The organism is Acinetobacter sp. SM1B, from assembly GCF_003289665.1.
GTDB lineage: Bacteria > Pseudomonadota > Gammaproteobacteria > Pseudomonadales > Moraxellaceae > Acinetobacter > Acinetobacter schindleri.
On sequence record NZ_QMBM01000001.1, the window covers coordinates 2,137,308 to 2,154,506 of the forward strand.

The 17,199-nt window shown below is 43.0% G+C and carries 12 protein-coding genes and 2 tRNA genes; 6 read left to right on the forward strand and 8 right to left on the reverse strand.

From position 1 onward, the window contains the following. Nucleotides 1-69: 69 nt before the first annotated feature. The 7 genes from C8322_RS10345 to C8322_RS10375 all read right to left on the reverse strand — a co-directional run bounded on the left by C8322_RS10345 (nt 70) and on the right by C8322_RS10375 (nt 8,085). Nucleotides 70-930, reverse strand: a complete 861-nt coding sequence (locus C8322_RS10345) for an alpha/beta fold hydrolase (protein WP_004813371.1) — start codon at nt 928-930, stop codon at nt 70-72. A 279-nt stretch (nt 931-1,209) separates the two neighbouring features. After that, nucleotides 1,210-2,499, reverse strand: coding sequence for an OprD family outer membrane porin (locus C8322_RS10350; RefSeq protein WP_111810588.1), 1,290 nt, complete (start codon nt 2,497-2,499; stop codon nt 1,210-1,212). Nucleotides 2,500-2,991: 492 nt separating this feature from the next. Continuing rightward, nucleotides 2,992-4,011 (reverse strand): 4-hydroxy-2-oxovalerate aldolase, encoded by a 1,020-nt coding sequence (gene dmpG / locus C8322_RS10355; protein WP_004813375.1) that lies wholly within the window; start codon nt 4,009-4,011, stop codon nt 2,992-2,994. Between the two features lie 11 nt (nt 4,012-4,022). Next, nucleotides 4,023-4,919 (reverse strand): acetaldehyde dehydrogenase (acetylating), encoded by an 897-nt coding sequence (locus tag C8322_RS10360; protein WP_004729408.1) that lies wholly within the window; start codon nt 4,917-4,919, stop codon nt 4,023-4,025. 21 nt (nt 4,920-4,940) lie between these two features. Continuing rightward, on the reverse strand, nt 4,941-5,738 hold the full coding sequence (locus tag C8322_RS10365) for a 2-keto-4-pentenoate hydratase (RefSeq protein WP_004813379.1): 798 nt from the start codon (nt 5,736-5,738) through the stop codon (nt 4,941-4,943). A 406-nt stretch (nt 5,739-6,144) separates the two neighbouring features. Next, nucleotides 6,145-6,813, reverse strand: a complete 669-nt coding sequence (locus tag C8322_RS10370; protein WP_004813381.1) for an HAD-IA family hydrolase — start codon at nt 6,811-6,813, stop codon at nt 6,145-6,147. 303 nt (nt 6,814-7,116) lie between these two features. After that, nucleotides 7,117-8,085: an RluA family pseudouridine synthase gene (locus tag C8322_RS10375; RefSeq protein WP_004813383.1), complete on the reverse strand. Its 969-nt coding sequence runs from the start codon at nt 8,083-8,085 to the stop codon at nt 7,117-7,119. A 771-nt stretch (nt 8,086-8,856) separates the two neighbouring features. Here C8322_RS10375 and C8322_RS10385 point away from each other — a divergent pair. From C8322_RS10385 to C8322_RS10400, 4 genes are all read left to right on the forward strand, one after another. Next, nucleotides 8,857-12,300, forward strand: a complete 3,444-nt coding sequence (locus tag C8322_RS10385; RefSeq protein WP_004813384.1) for an Rne/Rng family ribonuclease — start codon at nt 8,857-8,859, stop codon at nt 12,298-12,300. 172 nt (nt 12,301-12,472) lie between these two features. After that, a complete protein-coding gene (locus C8322_RS10390) occupies nt 12,473-14,314 on the forward strand; it encodes a long-chain-acyl-CoA synthetase (protein WP_111810589.1) in 1,842 nt (613 codons plus the stop codon). Nucleotides 14,315-14,445: 131 nt separating this feature from the next. Further along, a tRNA-Lys gene (locus C8322_RS10395) sits at nt 14,446-14,521 on the forward strand. Nucleotides 14,522-14,593: 72 nt separating this feature from the next. Beyond that, nucleotides 14,594-14,669: transfer RNA gene (locus C8322_RS10400), tRNA-Lys, on the forward strand. Nucleotides 14,670-14,983: 314 nt separating this feature from the next. On the opposite strand, the gene C8322_RS10405 is transcribed toward C8322_RS10400, so the two are convergent. Then, nucleotides 14,984-15,673 (reverse strand): hypothetical protein, encoded by a 690-nt coding sequence (locus C8322_RS10405; RefSeq protein WP_111810590.1) that lies wholly within the window; start codon nt 15,671-15,673, stop codon nt 14,984-14,986. A gap of 234 nt (nt 15,674-15,907) precedes the next feature. Here C8322_RS10405 and C8322_RS10410 point away from each other — a divergent pair, with 234 nt between their 5' ends. Then, on the forward strand, nt 15,908-16,177 hold the full coding sequence (locus tag C8322_RS10410) for a PspC domain-containing protein (RefSeq protein ID WP_004813390.1): 270 nt from the start codon (nt 15,908-15,910) through the stop codon (nt 16,175-16,177). 180 nt (nt 16,178-16,357) lie between these two features. Next, nucleotides 16,358-17,143, forward strand: coding sequence for a sulfite exporter TauE/SafE family protein (locus C8322_RS10415; RefSeq protein ID WP_008303377.1), 786 nt, complete (start codon nt 16,358-16,360; stop codon nt 17,141-17,143). Nucleotides 17,144-17,199 lie beyond the last annotated feature (56 nt).

Genomic DNA, 17,199 nt, shown 5'->3' on the forward strand with positions numbered 1-17,199 from the left:
CATTTAATTTTATCTTTTTAAGTATAAAAAAAGGATGGCTTCAGCCATCCTTTTTCACCGAGCTACGACTTATTTTACGCCGTGAACAGCCAGGTAGTTTTTAATGACAGTATTGAACTCATCTGCTTTTTCAACTTGAGACCAGTGGCCACATTGGCTGAAAATATGTGCATCAGCATTTGGCACGATGTTCAGGATGTCCCAAGTACGAGAAACTGGAATCACCACGTCTTGAGTACCGTGAATCAAAAGTACAGGAACAGTGATGTCTTTCATCTTTTCGAAGTCTAACGGGAATTCGAAACGGTCACGGTCACGTGCCCCTACAACATCCATCAAACGGTTTGATGCATAGTCATTTGCAGCAGAAGCAAAACGTACTTTCACCAATTCATCAGTAATCAGGTCTTTGTTCACAACGAACATAGAAAGTGTCTTTTTGATACCTTCTTCGGTCAATACTGGATTTGCATGTGCTTTCAGTGCAGCAGTCTGTTTTGCACCGCCGGTACCCATAGATACAATACCTAAAACACGCTCTGGATAATCCAGTGCCAATTGGAATGCCAACCAGCCACCTAAAGAGTTACCTACCAACCAGGTTTTTTCAATGCCAAGAGCATCTAGAGTACGGATCGCGTGATCAACCCAGGCACGGATACCATAAGCAGTGTTAGGTGCAACAACAGTTTGACCATAACCAATCGTGTCAATTGCGATACAACGTGCTTGCTCACCAATTGCAGGCAGGTTCAACCACCAGTTTGCAGCAGCAGATACGCCAGTACCAGAACCATGAAGGAATAGAATTGGTGTACCTTCACCAATTTCGTGGTAGTGAGTCAACTCACCTTCTGCAGTTTCAATCCATTTGTCTTCTAAGCCAAAGAATGGATCTGTTTTATAATCAGGGATTTGAACAGTGCTCATGTTGATTCCTCGTACAGTCTTTAGCTTGCGTGTCCATCTATTCAGAGGTCGACGGCAAGTTGACTCTTTAAAAAATGAATTTTTACAGCTTTATATTAACCGCTTAGCACAGCTCAACTGATACAAAATTACGATTGCATACTATAAAAAATATATAATTTAAGATATTGTTTTGTATAACTATTTTTAAAATAATTCCTTATAAATATTCGGGTTTTAAATTTCAAAATGACATAAAAAAGAGCGGTATTGGTATACCGCTCTTTTAAATTCTCAATTTTAGAATTTATAGGTATAAGTTGTTGCAATACGATGTTCCTGCAAATCAAAGCCACCTGCAATATTGTCATAGTTGGTATCGATGAACATGTATTGGAGACCTAAGCCTTTTAATTTACCTTCAGGAACAACATAATTAACAATTACATTGTTTTCATCTTCCCTACCACGCTCATTGCCAGCACCATTATCTACGTCCCATCCTTCAAAATGACGTAAAGTTGCAGTTAAACCTTTCGCACCCAGCTCTGAGAAGTCATAGGTATAACCGAGACTCCATGATTTTTCGTCTTTACGAATAAAACTTGCTACAGACCAGTTGTCTAAATATGGTTGTGGAACCCATCCGCCCAGAGTCGGGAACATAGTGGCTCTCGTACCATGATCACCAAACATTTGTTGATAGCCCAAATGAACTGTATGAGCACCCTGATTTACTTTTAGGCCTGCAGAAACCGCCTGGCTATCGATATTGCCATAAAGTTTGTCACCAGATTCACTGTTATCAAAGTAGCGAACGTGTCCATCGAGCTTAGTCTTTTCACCGACAGTTGTTTTATAGTCTGTAGCTACATAATGCTGTTTATAGATATTGGTCACATCGGCATACCAATAGCTACCAGTAAATTTAGGTGTGAATTGATGGTCGATTCCTACGATATACATACCGTCATCAGTGGATAGACCTGCAGCTTCAGCTTTAGCAAAATCATTTTGCGGGAACAGCGTTAAATTTTGATATTGATTATCATAACGCGCATTAATACCATCAATATAAGCCAAGGTCAGTTTAGTGTCTTTGATATCTTTAGATTCTAACCATGCGCCACTATAGGTCGTTAGCAATTGACGAGATGGATCAAAGAACACCACTGGTGACATGGGTTGTAAGTCACCTACTTTCAATTCAGTTTGACCAACTTTTGCTTTTAAGGTTATGCCCAACTTGGCATTATCACGTTCAGTCTTCTGATCTTTGTTGCTATATGGCATGTGAATATCATTCACATTATCAGGAGATTTCAAACCTACGGCATATTGTGCTAATACATCGGCACCTACCTGAACCCCACCACCGATATCGTGATAACCAGACTTAGCATCTAGTGTTACCGCTTGCGTCCAGTTACCATAGTTTTTTTGAGATTCATTATCATAATTACGTTCTAAATAAAAATTCTTAAATTTTAATTGAACGTTACTGTCGTCAATAAAATCAGCTTGAGCAGCTGTTGTCCCTAAAGTCGCTGTTGCAGCAATCATTGCTATCATTAAATTATGACGACGCATTTTCTTTGTCCTTAACCAACATAAGAAGTAATGGCTGCATCATGCTGAACAACGTATTTATTTAAAATCCGACCACAGTATTAACTTTTTGATCCCAATTATTTTTCTGAATTTATTTGAATATATTTATCATTTCTTTAATATTTTTAAAATCTTAGATATTTTTTATTATTTTACTAAACAATGAAAATAACTCTTTGTTCTATATTTCAAATTCAATATTAAAAAATATATAAACTCTTTAAAATCTATTTTTTAATCGTTTTTACGTTTAAGGCTTTTTATAATATTTAAAAACTATAAGTTATATTTATAAAAAATATGATAGCTATTTAATTCAATGGATTTATTTTGCAGTTCAAATATTTATGTATGACAGCATACATAAGTTATTTCTAAATTTATTTTTAATTGTGTTGCTTAAATATTTTTAAATTTAAAAATAAAAAAAGCGCCCTTTCGGACGCTTTTTTAAAACTTGCGTTTTAACAATTAAGCTTGAAGCTCACGTGCTTTCGCCATTGTTAATGCCAAGTCTTCGATCATGTCTTCTTGACCACCAACCGTACCACGGCGACCAAGTTCCATCAGGATTTCACGCGCAGAAACGCCATATTTCGCTTCAGCACGTTTCGCGAACAATAAGAATGAAGAGTAAACACCCGCATAACCTAAAGTTGCCGCATCACGGTCTGCACGAATTGGGTTGTGCATCATTGGAATCACCAGGTCTTCAGCAACGTCTTGTACTTTGAACAAGTCAACGCCAGTGTCCATACCCATACGGTTAGCCACAGCGATGAACAATTCAAGTGGCGTATTACCCGCACCAGCACCAAGACCCGCAGATGCCAAGTCAACACGTACCGCACCTGCTTGAACAGCAGCAACCGTATTCGATACACCCATACCTAAGTTGTGGTGACCGTGGAAACCTAGCTCGATACTTGGGTCCAAGTGTTGACGTAAGTGACCTACGCGGTCGATCACATCTTGAGGAAGCATGTAACCCGCAGAGTCAGTCACATAGATACAGTTTGCACCGTAAGACACCATCTTGTTTGCTTCTTCAAGCAATTTTTCAGGTGAAGCCATGTGAGCTAACATCAAGAAGCCCACTGTATCCATTTCTAATTTACGTGCAGCGGTAATGTGCTGTTCCGAACAATCCGCTTCAGTACAATGCGTCGCCACACGAATGGTAGAAACACCAATTTCATGTGCCATTTTTAAATGGTCAACCGTACCGATACCAGGTAGAAGTAATGCAGAAACTTTTGCATTTTTCATACGTGGCACAACAGCAGACAGGTATTCTTCATCCGTTGCAGCAGCGAAACCGTAGTTTACTGATGAACCACCAAGACCGTCACCGTGAGTCACTTCAATTAAAGGTACGCCGGCATCATCAAGTGCTGTTGAAATCGCAATCATTTGCTCAACGGTGGTTTGATGGCGCTGCGGGTGCATACCATCACGCAAAGTCATATCATGAACAATAATCTTAGACATGTGGTTGCTCCTTAAGCTTCTTCTTTGTTGAATACGTGTTCAGCGAACATTTCTGCAGTACGTGCAGCTGCTGCTGTCATGATGTCTAAGTTACCTGCATATTTCGGCAAGAAGTCACCAAGACCTTCTACTTCTAAGAAGATTGAAACACGGTTACCGTCAAAAATAGGACCGTTTACTAATTTGTAACCTGGTACATATTTTTGAACCTCTTTAATCATTGCGTGTACTGATTCAGTGATCGCCGCTTGATCTGGTTCACCTTCTACTAGACAGTGAACAGTGTCACGCATCATCAATGGTGGCTCAGCAGGGTTAATGATGATGATCGCTTTACCTTGTTTCGCACCGCCAACTTTCTCAATTGCGCCTGCAGTTGTACGTGTAAACTCATCAATGTTTTTACGCGTACCAGGACCAACTGACTTTGTTGATACAGTTGCAATGATTTCACCGTATTCAACAGGTTGAACGCGAGATACTGCAGCAACCATTGGAATTGTTGCCTGACCACCACACGTTACCATGTTAACGTTTGGCACTTCGCCAGCTGCAAGCAATGCTTCAAGGTTCACTGGTGGTACGCAGAATGGACCAATCGCTGCAGGCGTTAAGTCAATCATGAGCACGCCAAGTTCATTTAACTTGCGGCTGTTTTCAGCATGAACGTAGGCAGACGTTGCATCGAATGCAATTTTGATGTCATCTTCAAGAACGTGAGGAAGAAGACCATCTACACCTTCAGCAGTAGTTTTTAAACCCATTTTCGCTGCACGCGCAAGACCTTCAGAAGTTGGGTCAATACCCACCATCCATACTGGTTCTAACCATTCGCTGCGTTGTAACTTGTAAAGCAAATCCGTACCAATATTACCTGGACCGATCATTGCACATTTAATCTTTTTCATGAATGTACTCTCAATATTCGATTATTCAGCAGCAAAAGCAGCTGTTACTGAACCAAAGCCTTCAATCTCAACGACAAATTCGTCGCCTGCATTTGCGACAACCATTGGACCAAGCGCACCCGTTAAAATGATGTCACCTGCAAGCAATGGGCGGCCACGACGTACCATTTCGTCAGCCAACCAAACTGCGGCATTCAACGGGTTTGCAAGACATGCTTTACCTATGCCTTGAGACACCACTTCACCTGCGCGAGTCATGGTCATTTTGCAATTTACAAGGTCAAGGTTGTCGAGTATCACAGGACGTGAACCCAATACAAAAGCCGCTGAAGATGCGTTATCTGCAACGGTGTCGATTAAACTGATTTTCCAGTTTTCGATACGGCTATCAACCACTTCGACTGCAGGAAGTGCATAGTCAGTTGCACTGATAATGTCTGCGTAAGTATGTTTTTCTTTGGTTAAATCTTCTTTGATCACCAATGCGATTTCTGCTTCAACTTTAGGTTGAATCAAAAGGCCTGCAGGAATCGCTTCACCATCGCCATACGCCATATCCGCAAACAACATACCGAAGTCTGGTTGATCTACGCCAAGCTGTGCTTGTACGACTTTAGACGTTAAGCCAATTTTACGACCAACTAAACGACGACCTTCAGACAAAGCACGAACAGTATTCACTTCTTGAACTGCATATGCGATATCTACATCTGCACTTTCGCCACCCAATTGTGGACGGATAGGTGCAATCGCGGTTTGCGAGAGTTCAGCAGCACGTAATGCCTGTGCAACCGATTCAACAACAGCAGAATTCGACATCGATGTTTCCTTAAACTGCAAAAATGAGGTTTATACTGGAATCCAGAACCGAGCCAGACCAAGAGCAAAAAACGTTCTGCAATTTGGAAAGTGGCGGATTCTGAAAAGAGCATAAAAATAAACAGTCTAAGAATCGGAAAATTAATGAATGAATGCCAATAGTTATTTTATTTTTCGCTATAGCTAATAGCTATAAATATTTCTTATGTTAATTCATATAAAACAATAATTTGATTATTTTTAATAGAAAAATCCCGAGTAAAATTCTCAACAATTTTGGTCGTTCAAATTGATCAAGTTTGCAGCTTTAGACTAAAAGATTAGACTAAATGCGCGAATTTAATTCAATGACAGACATTTAAACTGTATAAATTGTCTGTCATTTGATAAAACCCAGCATACTGAATTAAATCGCTTCCTTCCATTGGACTTTAGCCAATAAAAACTCATGTAAGCTGCTGACATCATTTACAATCGATAGCGGATTAAACTTCGCTAAAGTCTCTGACGTATGCACACCATAACTTACGCCTACACTTGGCATGACAATATTCAGCGCCATTTCCAGGTCATAAGAGGTATCTCCCACCATAATCGCTTCATGGGCATGTATACCAGTTTCTGCCAGGATTTCAGCCAACATTAAAGGATCTGGTTTAGAACGCGTTTCACTGGCAGCACGAGTCGCATGAAAGAGTTCCAGACTATTGGTCTGCTTTAATACACGGTCCAACCCTTTACGGCTTTTACCTGTAGCGACAGCCAGTTTAATCCCTTGATCTTTTAATGCGTATAGCATCTCAGATACACCTTCAAACCAGGCATCCTCAACAGAGTTCGCTACATAATGTTCTGAATAAGCCTGCAAAATATCCGCATGCAATTCTGGCACAGCTGGGAATAATCGTTGTGCGACTTCCGGCAGACCTAAACCGATAATGCTTTTGGCATTAGCATCGGTCAGCGGTTGATTAAATTGCTGCGCGGCAAACTGCAGGCTAGCCACAATTTGACCAACTGAATCAAACAAAGTGCCATCCCAATCAAAAATGACCAGTTTTACAGGTGAGTTCATAAAGATTTCCTAGATTTGATTCAGCTTTTAGAGTCCTCTCCTATCAGGAGAAGAGCAGCACTGCTGCACAAGGGAGAGACGTATTAAATTAATTCATCACCACAATTGACTTCAATAAGCAGCTACTTTTCGCATAGGTATTATCTACTTTTCAAGGATGAAAAGTAGCAAAAATCCTTTGTTACTCTGATGGCACTTCCCTATGCCACAGAGTAACGGCGACATCCATGTCGCCTGTCATCTATTTAGATGAGAAACCTAGCCTCTAAATCGTCATAAATAAAGAGACATAAGAAGTTTAACTTACTCATCATCTTCCGCAGGTGTGACTACCTTATCCGCCTTTTGCGCGCGAAGCTGTGCAACCAGACTCTGCATATCTTCAGGTAAAGGTGCCTCAATGGTCGGATAACCCGGAATCTCCAGACGCATGGCATGCAAACATAAACGGCGTGGTTTTGGCCCACGATACTCCGTCTCATGACCATACTTTTCATCACCCACCAGCGGATGACCAATGCTTAAACCATGTACACGAATCTGATGGGTACGACCTGACAATGGCGATGCATAGACCAGTGTGGCATGCATAAAGCGTTCTGCTACATTCCACTGGGTTTTCGAATCCTTACCTTCTTTAGAAACACGGACACGACGTTCACCATTAGACAGCTCATAACGGTGTAAAGGTGCATCAATAAGTTGCTTATCCAGACTTACTTGCCCTTTCACGACTGCCGCATAAGTTTTTTTAATTTTATGTTCACGTAATAAATCTTGCAGGGTTTTAAGCACACTACGTTTTTTCGAGATCATCACCAGACCGGATGTATCACGGTCAATACGATGAATCAGCTCCAAGTATTTTTTATCCGTTGCAGCACGCAGACCTTCGATCAGGCCATAGGCCACACCGCTACCGCCATGTACCGCAATCCCGGAAGGTTTATTGACAACCATCAAGCCTTCATCTTCATAGATTACACGTGCCAACAGACCTTGAGCGACCTTGTCAGAAACCGGTGCAGCAGATTCATCTTTTTGTTCATAACGTATCGGTGCCACACGGATTTGGTCACCAATGGCCAGTTTAGTTTCTGCCTTAATTCGTTTTTTATTAACGCGAACTTGGCCTTCACGAATCAAACGATAGATGCGGCTTTTTGGTACACCTTTCAGACGGCTAAACAGGAAATTATCGATTCGCTGTCCATCTTGGTGCTCATCCACCTCAAACCACGTGACGTTTTGCCATTGTTGCGTAGAATTCATACAGTTACTATGACCTAAAAATTGATTGAAATTGATTAATAAATGACCACTTAGGCTATGCTTTACACAAGAAACATAAGCTTAGCCCATAGGCAGATGATTCAAGGTTTGATATAGTCAGCGCACGGAAACCATCGTTTGTGAGTAAAAGTTGGTGCATGACAGATTTATTTCTGTACATGATCATTCAATTAAACCCTCACATAATACGGGAAGGTCCCAAAAGAATTATGCCGACGCCGAAGGCTTATTATATCGGCAAAAAAGCAAACTGTTGCGTTTAATTGTACCTCAGGTACATAAATCAGTTTGTCTGAAAAAATATGTCGCCAACCTAGTTGGCTTTTAAACGTAAACTGATACACATCAGATTAGTCGCACCCTGAAGACGACTTCAGGCTACAGCGTTTGATGCATTGGATCTGCACAGTTTGTAAAGGTACGACGATAATTCCGTATCAAGACACTCTATCTACAAAGAAGGGATGATCTTCGAGCAATGTGACAGTGAAAGTTACTCACATCCAATGCACCGCTCGTCCGCCAGTGAAGCGTTCAGGTGACTTTAATCGTTTAAAGATTGAAGCCGTATTGCCATCATCAATACGTGAATCAAAACCAAAGCTGATCTATATCAAAATAGACGCTGGGAATAAAAGACTCAAACCACAATGAAATTCATTGCAGATTTGAGCCATTGATCCGTGATGTGTGATGTTCGCTACGTGTATAGCGATTTTTTGCTGTGTATCACTATAAGGTGTTACACCCATGAAACGTATGTTGATTAATGCAACACATGCCGAAGAGATTCGCGTTGCACTTGTCACTGGTCAGCGTCTTTACGATTTCGATTTAGAGAATCGTACCCGTGAACAAAAGAAATCTAATATCTATAAAGGTCACGTGACTCGCGTAGAACCTTCTTTAGAAGCTGTATTTGTTGAATACGGTGCGGGTCGTCAAGGTTTCTTGTCGATGCGTGAAATTGCCAATACTTACTACAAAGCAGATCCTCGCCAAACTTCGAATATCCGCGAACTGATCACTGAAGGCACCGAGCTTCTGGTTCAGGTAGAAAAAGAAGAACGTGGCAATAAAGGTGCTGCCCTTTCTACTTTCATTTCTCTTGCTGGTCGTTATCTGGTATTGATGCCAAACAATCCGAAAGGTGGGGGGATCAGCCGTCAGATTTCGGGTTCAGTCCGTGAAGAACTGAAAGAGATGCTGGCGTCTTTAAATGTACCTCGCGGCATGAGCGTGATTGTGCGTACTGCCGGGATCGGTCGTTCACAAGAAGAATTGCAACTCGACTTACAGCACTTGTTAGACCTTTGGGCTCAAATTCAAAGCACTGCAAGCTCTGGTCCATCACCAATGCTGGTTCATCAGGAAGCAGGCGTAGTAACTCGTGCGATCCGTGATTATTTACGTGACGACGTTGCTGAAATTCTGATTGACTCTGAACAAGCCTATAATGAAGCCTATAACTTCGTAAAAGCGGTCATGCCACGTCAGTTAGACAAGCTGAAAACCTATACTTTAAATGAGCCATTATTTGCGCACTTCGGTATCGAAAGCCAGATCCAAACGGCTTATGAGCGCGAAGTAAAACTTCCTTCAGGTGGTTCAATCGTGATTGACCAGACTGAAGCATTGGTGTCAATCGACATCAACTCGGCAAAATCGACTCGTGGTCAGGATGTTGAAGATACCGCGTTAAATACCAACCTTGAAGCTGCTGAAGAAATTGCACGCCAGTTACGTTTACGTGATATTGGTGGCTTAGTCGTGATCGACTTTATCGATATGACCAAAGACCGCAACCAGCGCATGGTTGAAGCAAAACTGCGTGAAGCAACCCAAAGTGACCGCGCACGTATTCAGTTTGGTCAATTGTCACGTTTTGGCCTGATGGAAATGAGCCGTCAACGCTTACGTCCTTCACTTGAAGAAGCCACGGGCTATGTCTGCCCACGCTGTCATGGCACAGGTATGGTGCGTGACCTGCGTTCTTTATCACTTTCAATCATGCGTAAAGTGGAAGAAATTGCTCTGCGTGAACGTCATGGTGAAGTTCAGGTTGAAGTACCTGTTGAAATTGCAGCATTCTTATTGAATGAAAAGCGTCACAGCCTGGTTTACCTGGAACAGACTTCAAGTACACGTGTGACTGTATTGCCGCACCCGCACCTGGAAACACCGCATTACGAGATTTCTTATAATCCTGAAGGTTTTGCACCGACGAGCTATGAACGCACTGAAGCAACACGTTCAAGCGAAAAAGAACTGGGTTATGAGTCTTCTGAGTGGCATTTAGAAGAAGAACAAAATGCGCCTGCTGCCGCACCAGCGCCTGCTCAGCAACAAAACAACGGCAGAAACAATAAACGCCGTAATAATCAACATCAAAACCAGCAAAATCAGAACCAGACTGCACAGCAAGCGCCGGTTGCCCAACAGGCACCTGCCCAAGTTGCTGCACCTGCTGCCAGCCCATGTGCATGGTTAGAAAACCTGTTTGTACAAAAACAGGCTGCAACTGTGGATCAATCTCGCACTGCCAATAATGCAGCTGCTGCGATTGAACAGCTGGTAAATAATGGCGCAGTCAGCCGTGGTCAATTCGGCCAGGTTGCATCACCTGTTGCACAGCAGACTCCGCAGCATGTCCCACAACCAGCTGCTACACCAACCAGCAATGCTTACCTTGCACCATCAACTGTGGCACACAAGCCAGAGCGTGATCAGGCTGAAAAAGCTGAACGTGAAGAAAAATCACAACGCAGCCATAAAAAACAGCGCAACAACAAGCACAAAGAGCAACGCGAGCCGCAACAACATGACAATGCACCGCAACAAGTGCATGAAGAAGTGGTTCAGTTGTCTCGCCAGGAACAGCGTCAAGAACAACGTGAGCAAAAGCGCAAGAACCCGCGCCATCAGCAAGAGCACAACCAGGATGCTCAAGCTGAACAGCAACATGCTGTACCACGTCGTGACCGTCGCAACCAGCAACGTCCAGAACGCCCAAATCGTCACCGCGATCAAAGCGTACTGAATGAGCAACCGGCTGCTCCTCAAGCACCTGTTCAAGTTGAAGCTCCAGCAGCTAATGAACGTCAAGTACGCGTAGAGCTGATTGATGCACCGCGTCAGGACGTTACACCAACGGCTATGATGGTGAATGTCGATCAAGGCCAAAGTGAAATCGTAGCGCTGAACGGTACAGCACCTGTAGTGGCTACTCCGACTGAAGAAACTGCACCTGAAAAGGCACCAGCCATAGCAACGATGGCAGCAAAACTGGAAGAGAAAACTGAAGCGGTTGATCTGACTGAAGCCCCTGCTCCAGCAGCAGCGCTTGAACAAGTAACGCCGAAAGCTGAAAAGTCTCGTGCCAGCAATGACCCACGTCAACGTCGTCGTGACCGTCGTGCGGCACAAGGTCAGCAGGCTCAGGCCGCTCAGCTTCGTCCTTCACAAGTACCGACACTTGGTCAGTACACCGTAGGCAGCCTGATCCGTCAGGTGTACGGTGAAGACTGTTCAGTACTGATTGAGCAGTTCGGCCTGATGGCGACCTTCAACCGTGCACTGGACAAGTTCACGCAGCAATACAATGAAACTGTTGTTGTAGCAGTGACTGCCGAGAAAAAACCGGTGACGCGTGATGTGGAAGTGAATAAGGCTCAGCCTGAACCAGAACCCGCTCCAGTACTGGATCTGACTCCACCAAAACCTGTGTCAGAAAAGCGTGTAGCTAACGATCCTCGCGAGCGTCGTCGTCTGGCAAAACTTGCTGCGGAACAGGCACTTGTACAAGCAAAACAGGCAGCTCAACCGGAAGAAAAACCGACTGAACCCGCTGCTGAAGCTCAGGCGGTGGCAGCACAACAAGCTGAAACGATTGAAGTTCTAAGAACTGATGAGCCTGTTAAACCTTTAGTTGCTGATCAACCCGAGACTGCAGTAACAGCAGCTCAAACTGAGCCAGAAGCTACAGAACAGCCTGAAAATGCACCTGTTACAGCTAAAGCACCAGTTGCTGCCGCTGAAGAAGAAGCATCAGCCGCTGAAAATGCTGCTGAAGCAACTGAAGCAAAAGCAGAAACAGTGGAAACAGAAGCGGAAAAAGCAGAGAAATCTCCTGCCCGTCCACGTCGCCCACGTGGCCGTCCACCGAAGAAAGCCAATACTGCAACTGAGTCATAATTCGCCCAATTGCAGTAACTTAAAAAAACCTAGTCATTTCGGTGACTAGGTTTTTTTTGCTAGATTTTGTCAAATTAGGTTGATTACTCTTTAAATCAACCATTAAAACTACAACGGACAGTTATTGCATATTCAGTGCACGTATCGGATACGTAAAAAAAATAGGATTCCCATGAGCCAAACCACACAACATGATCTGATTGGTATTGCTGATGTCGCAGCCAAAATCCCCGCTTTCCTGAAAAAAGTGCCGAACTTGGTCAATGGACTTAGGCAGGCTTATTTACGTACCCCGAATACTGCTGCAGGTTTGGGTCTCGCTTTTGAAAAAGCGGTACAGCGCAACCCGGAAGGTATTGCACTGCGTTTTGAAGACCAGAGCTTTAGCTATACAGAACTGAATGGCTGGGCTAACCAGATTGCACATTACTACCTGTCGCTAGGTGCGAAAAAAGGTGATGTCGTTGCCCTGATGGTCGAGAACCGTCCGGAAATGCTCGCCAGCGTGATTGGTCTGGCCAAGCTTGGCGTGACCATCGCCCTGCTGAATACCTCACAGGTCGGTAAGGTGCTGGCACATAGCATTAATCTGGTCAAACCGATTGCAGTAATTGTGGGTGATGAATGTCACGCCGCGATTGCCGAGATCCGTGATGAACTAAATATCGCGGCGGACCGTTTCCACTGGTTTGCCGATCAGCCTACACAGCAAAATCCTGGTCAGGCACCTGAAGGTTTTATCAATCTTGCTGAAGTCATTGATACTTTCCCGAAATTCAATCCATCAACAACACATATTGTGCAAGGTAAAGATGGTCTGTTCTACATCTATACTTCCGGCACTACTGGTCTACCGAAAGCCGTAATCTTTACCAATAGCCGCTGGACCCTTGCTTATGGCACCTATGGTCATGTGCTTAACTTGGGTACAGAGGATGTGATGTACTGCACCCTGCCACTGTATCATGCGACCGGTATGGTGGTATGCTGGTGTGGTGTGATTGCCGGTGCAGGGACGTTTGCAATTCGCCGTAAATTCTCGACCTCTTCATTCTGGAAAGATGTACAAAAATTTGATGCGTCTGCAATCGGGTATGTCGGGGAACTTTGCCGTTACCTGATGGATGCACCTTCTTCAGAGTTGGAAAAAGGTCACCGCGTCAAGAAAATGATCGGTAACGGTATGCGTCCAAATATCTGGGATAAGTTCAAAAACCGTTTCGGTATTGAAGAAGTACTTGAACTATATGCATCCAGTGAAGGCAATGTCGGTTTCAGCAATGTGTTCAATTTTGACAATACTGTCGGCTTCTCCCCAACTCCCTACGCGATTGTTGAATTCGATAAAGACAAAAACGAGCCGGTACGTGATGCCAAAGGTCACTGTAAACGCGTCAAAAAAAGCACAACAGGTCTGTTGATTGGTAAAATTACCCGTCGTTCGCCATTTGATGGCTATACCGATCCGGAAAAGAATAAGTCTGTCATTATGAAAGATGTGTTCTGCAAAGGTGATGCCTATTTCAATACCGGCGACCTGGTCCGCGACATCGGTTTCCGTCATGCGCAGTTTGTCGACCGTTTGGGGGATACTTTCCGCTGGAAAGGTGAAAATGTATCGACGACCGAAGTGGAAAACATGCTGACCGAGTATGACAAGATTGTAGAGGCAGTGGTATATGGGGTAGAAATTCCAAACACCAATGGTCGTGCTGGTATGGCAGCCATTACACTGAAACCGGAAGCTGAACTGAACGATACTGATCTGAAAGAGATGTTGAGCTGTTTTAAGAAATGTCTGCCTGCTTATTCGGTTCCGGTATTTCTGCGTATACAGCAACAGGTCGAAACCACGGGTACTTTTAAATACCAGAAAAATAAATTGAAAGAGCAAGCATTTGATCCAAGCAAGACTAATGAGCGGTTACTGGTGTGCTTGCCGGGAGCGGATGCTTATTGCGATGTAACGGAAGAAGTTTTTACCAACATCCAGGCCTATCAATATCGCTTCTAAGTGCTGAAGTTGCCTATTTTTTGTGTATATAAATTCAATTTGTTGTATTTATAATCAAACATGGGCAACTTTGTTATTTTTTACTTGCGCTGATTTCATATCTTGCTACAATACGCTCCATCAAATGATATGGGTCGTTAGCTCAGTTGGTAGAGCAGCGGACTTTTAATCCGTTGGTCCCGCGTTCGAGTCGCGGACGACCCACCATCTTATCCTTCGGGATAGCGCAATTACCAAATCTTGCGTCGTAAAAATGATCTTCATCATTTCTACTCCTCAGGGTCGTTAGCTCAGTTGGTAGAGCAGCGGACTTTTAATCCGTTGGTCCCGCGTTCGAGTCGCGGACGACCCACCATTCTTCTTCTATTCTGCGAAGATCATAACACCTGTATATTCCAATCAAGATCATCAACCGATCACGGCTTTGATTTGTATTTTCTGAATTCTTGCTCTCTTCATTTTAAAATATGCTGGGATTATTTTAGATATATTTGTGCGTTATTCGTCTAGTTGCTAGAACAAGAGCTTTTTAAACTATGAGGCGTGGTTTCAAGTCCTATACCACCACCAAGCTACAGTTTTCTTTCAATCGTCTTATAATTTTTTATCTGTATCTGGGCTATTTCAACGCATCAGGATTTTTGTGAGTTTTCTTAGTCTACCCTCGCCTTATTGTGGCGAAGGGGATTGATTATCAATATCTTTTACCAGTTCATAAGATATACGTGGCAGCACATAATGTCGATCCATCAGCTCTTGACGATTTTCTTGCTGGGTTTTTGCAATATTCATCACCAGCTTGGTATTGTCTTTGACAGTATAATACAAAACCAGGCCCTCTTTACGGTAGACCACCAGCTCCTTACGAGTGGGATTCAATTCCCAACGGTCTTTACGATAGGTTGAATAAGGTGTCGCCATCTTGTTTTGGAAGGTAAATAGCTGACCATGTTGCAAGATACTGCGATATACCAGACCATTCGGGGCAAGGGTGAGAATAAACATTGCCTTGCCATTTTTGCAGGGAGAAAAACCATCATCATTACAACTGACTTCCGTGTAATAGCGTCCAACGAAGTCAACCGCATAATCTGGAATAGGCTGCCCATTAAAGCCATCTTCCTCTCTGAAAGTGGCATGACCAGCAATATCAGTCAGTTTCTTGGCTTGAGTACTTTCATCTAGCGCTTGATTAGCGAGAGAAACAGCCACCTCCTCTTTATGGTGCAACTCAAGTTCAGTATCACTGATCGGTTTACCCGAATGACGCTCACACCCCACCAGCCCGAGTGTACCCAGCAATATCACACCGAGCTGATACTCCAGTCTCTTGAAAACTTTAAACACCTTAAATTTCATTTAATTCAACCAGATTATGAACAGCCAAGCATTTTTATAAAATCAAAGGCAGGAGATTATTATTAAATTCAGGAACCTTCGTCTTCATGTTAAAGATTCCGAGAAAAATACTTAATCCCAGTTTACATAAATTTACGAATAAATTGTATTTAGACACTTTAAAAATAATGACTTAGCTCCATATTTTAAGAGGAACGTCGTTGTTCTTTTATCTTAATTATTAAGGAGACCTGAATGGCCAATGTTGGTTTATATCGCTCTAACCGCTCGAACATGATTGCAGGTGTGATGGGTGGTATTGCTGAACGTTTTGGTTGGAATGCAAATTTACTGCGTCTGATTTTCGTGGTGATCTCTATAATGAGTGCCGCTTTCCCAGGTATCCTGGTTTATCTTGTACTTTGGCTGATCATGCCAAAAAAACAAGCTATGGTTGAACATACGCCGCATCAGTCTACGGGCTATCAACGACCAATTCGTGATGTAAATAAAGATCCGCTGTAAGTTTCCTTTTTATAGAGTAAATAGTAATTCCCTTTTGCGCTGTGGCATTTCCCCTAATGACCACAGCTTTTTTTTGCCTGCTTCAGGCGATTTAATAAATTGTTAAATTATTTCTCTAGCCTTTGTCAACCGGCTGATTTCTCTATAACTTAGTTAAAAACTCCTTGAAATGGATTCAGGATGACACAGGCTGAATGGATTGTACTGTGCTTATGTGCTGTAGCAGCATTGTTGCATGGGTTGAGTGGTTTTGGCTTCCCGATGATGAGTACTGCGGTACTATCCAGCCAATATCCATTGAGTCTGGCAGTGACACTGGTCATTTTCCCCTGCCTACTCCTGAATCTGTTGATGCTGAATGCTGATCCGCGGCACAGTCTGCTGCAGAGCATTCGCTATTATCTCAAACATTATTGGCCACTGATTTTAAGCAGCTTGATTGGCAGTTTGTTCGGAGTCAAACTGCTGCTATGGCTGAATGAAGGCTATCTCAAACTGCTGCTAGGAACAGTAATTATATTTTATGTACTAGATCAGCTTCGCTCCAAACCTTTTCAGAGCAACCCGCATATTCTGAGTATGGTGTGTTTTGGTTTATTGGCTGGTGTGATTGGTGGAGCGACCAATGCCATGGCTCCTTTCCTGATGATGTATCTGCTCAGCAGCCAGCTCAGCAAGACCGATATCGTCATTATCAGTAACCTGAATTTTATTGTCAGTAAACTGATCCAGTTACTTTTATTGTTCCCAATCCTGATCCAGATTAATCCACAACAACAATCCATTTTGATCGGTATTACCATTTTTGCTTTGATTGGCGTCTGGATTGGCGGAAAAATCCGTCATCGCCTGTCACAGCGGCATTTTAAATTTTTAGTCTTAGGTTTGCTGATGGTTTTAGGCATACAGGCTCTATGGCAGAGTACTGCATTATTACAACATTCAAATCATCTTTTTTTAAATTAGTATAATTTGTAATCAAACCTCTTTATGATTAGAAAGATTCTTCATAAAAATTAGCT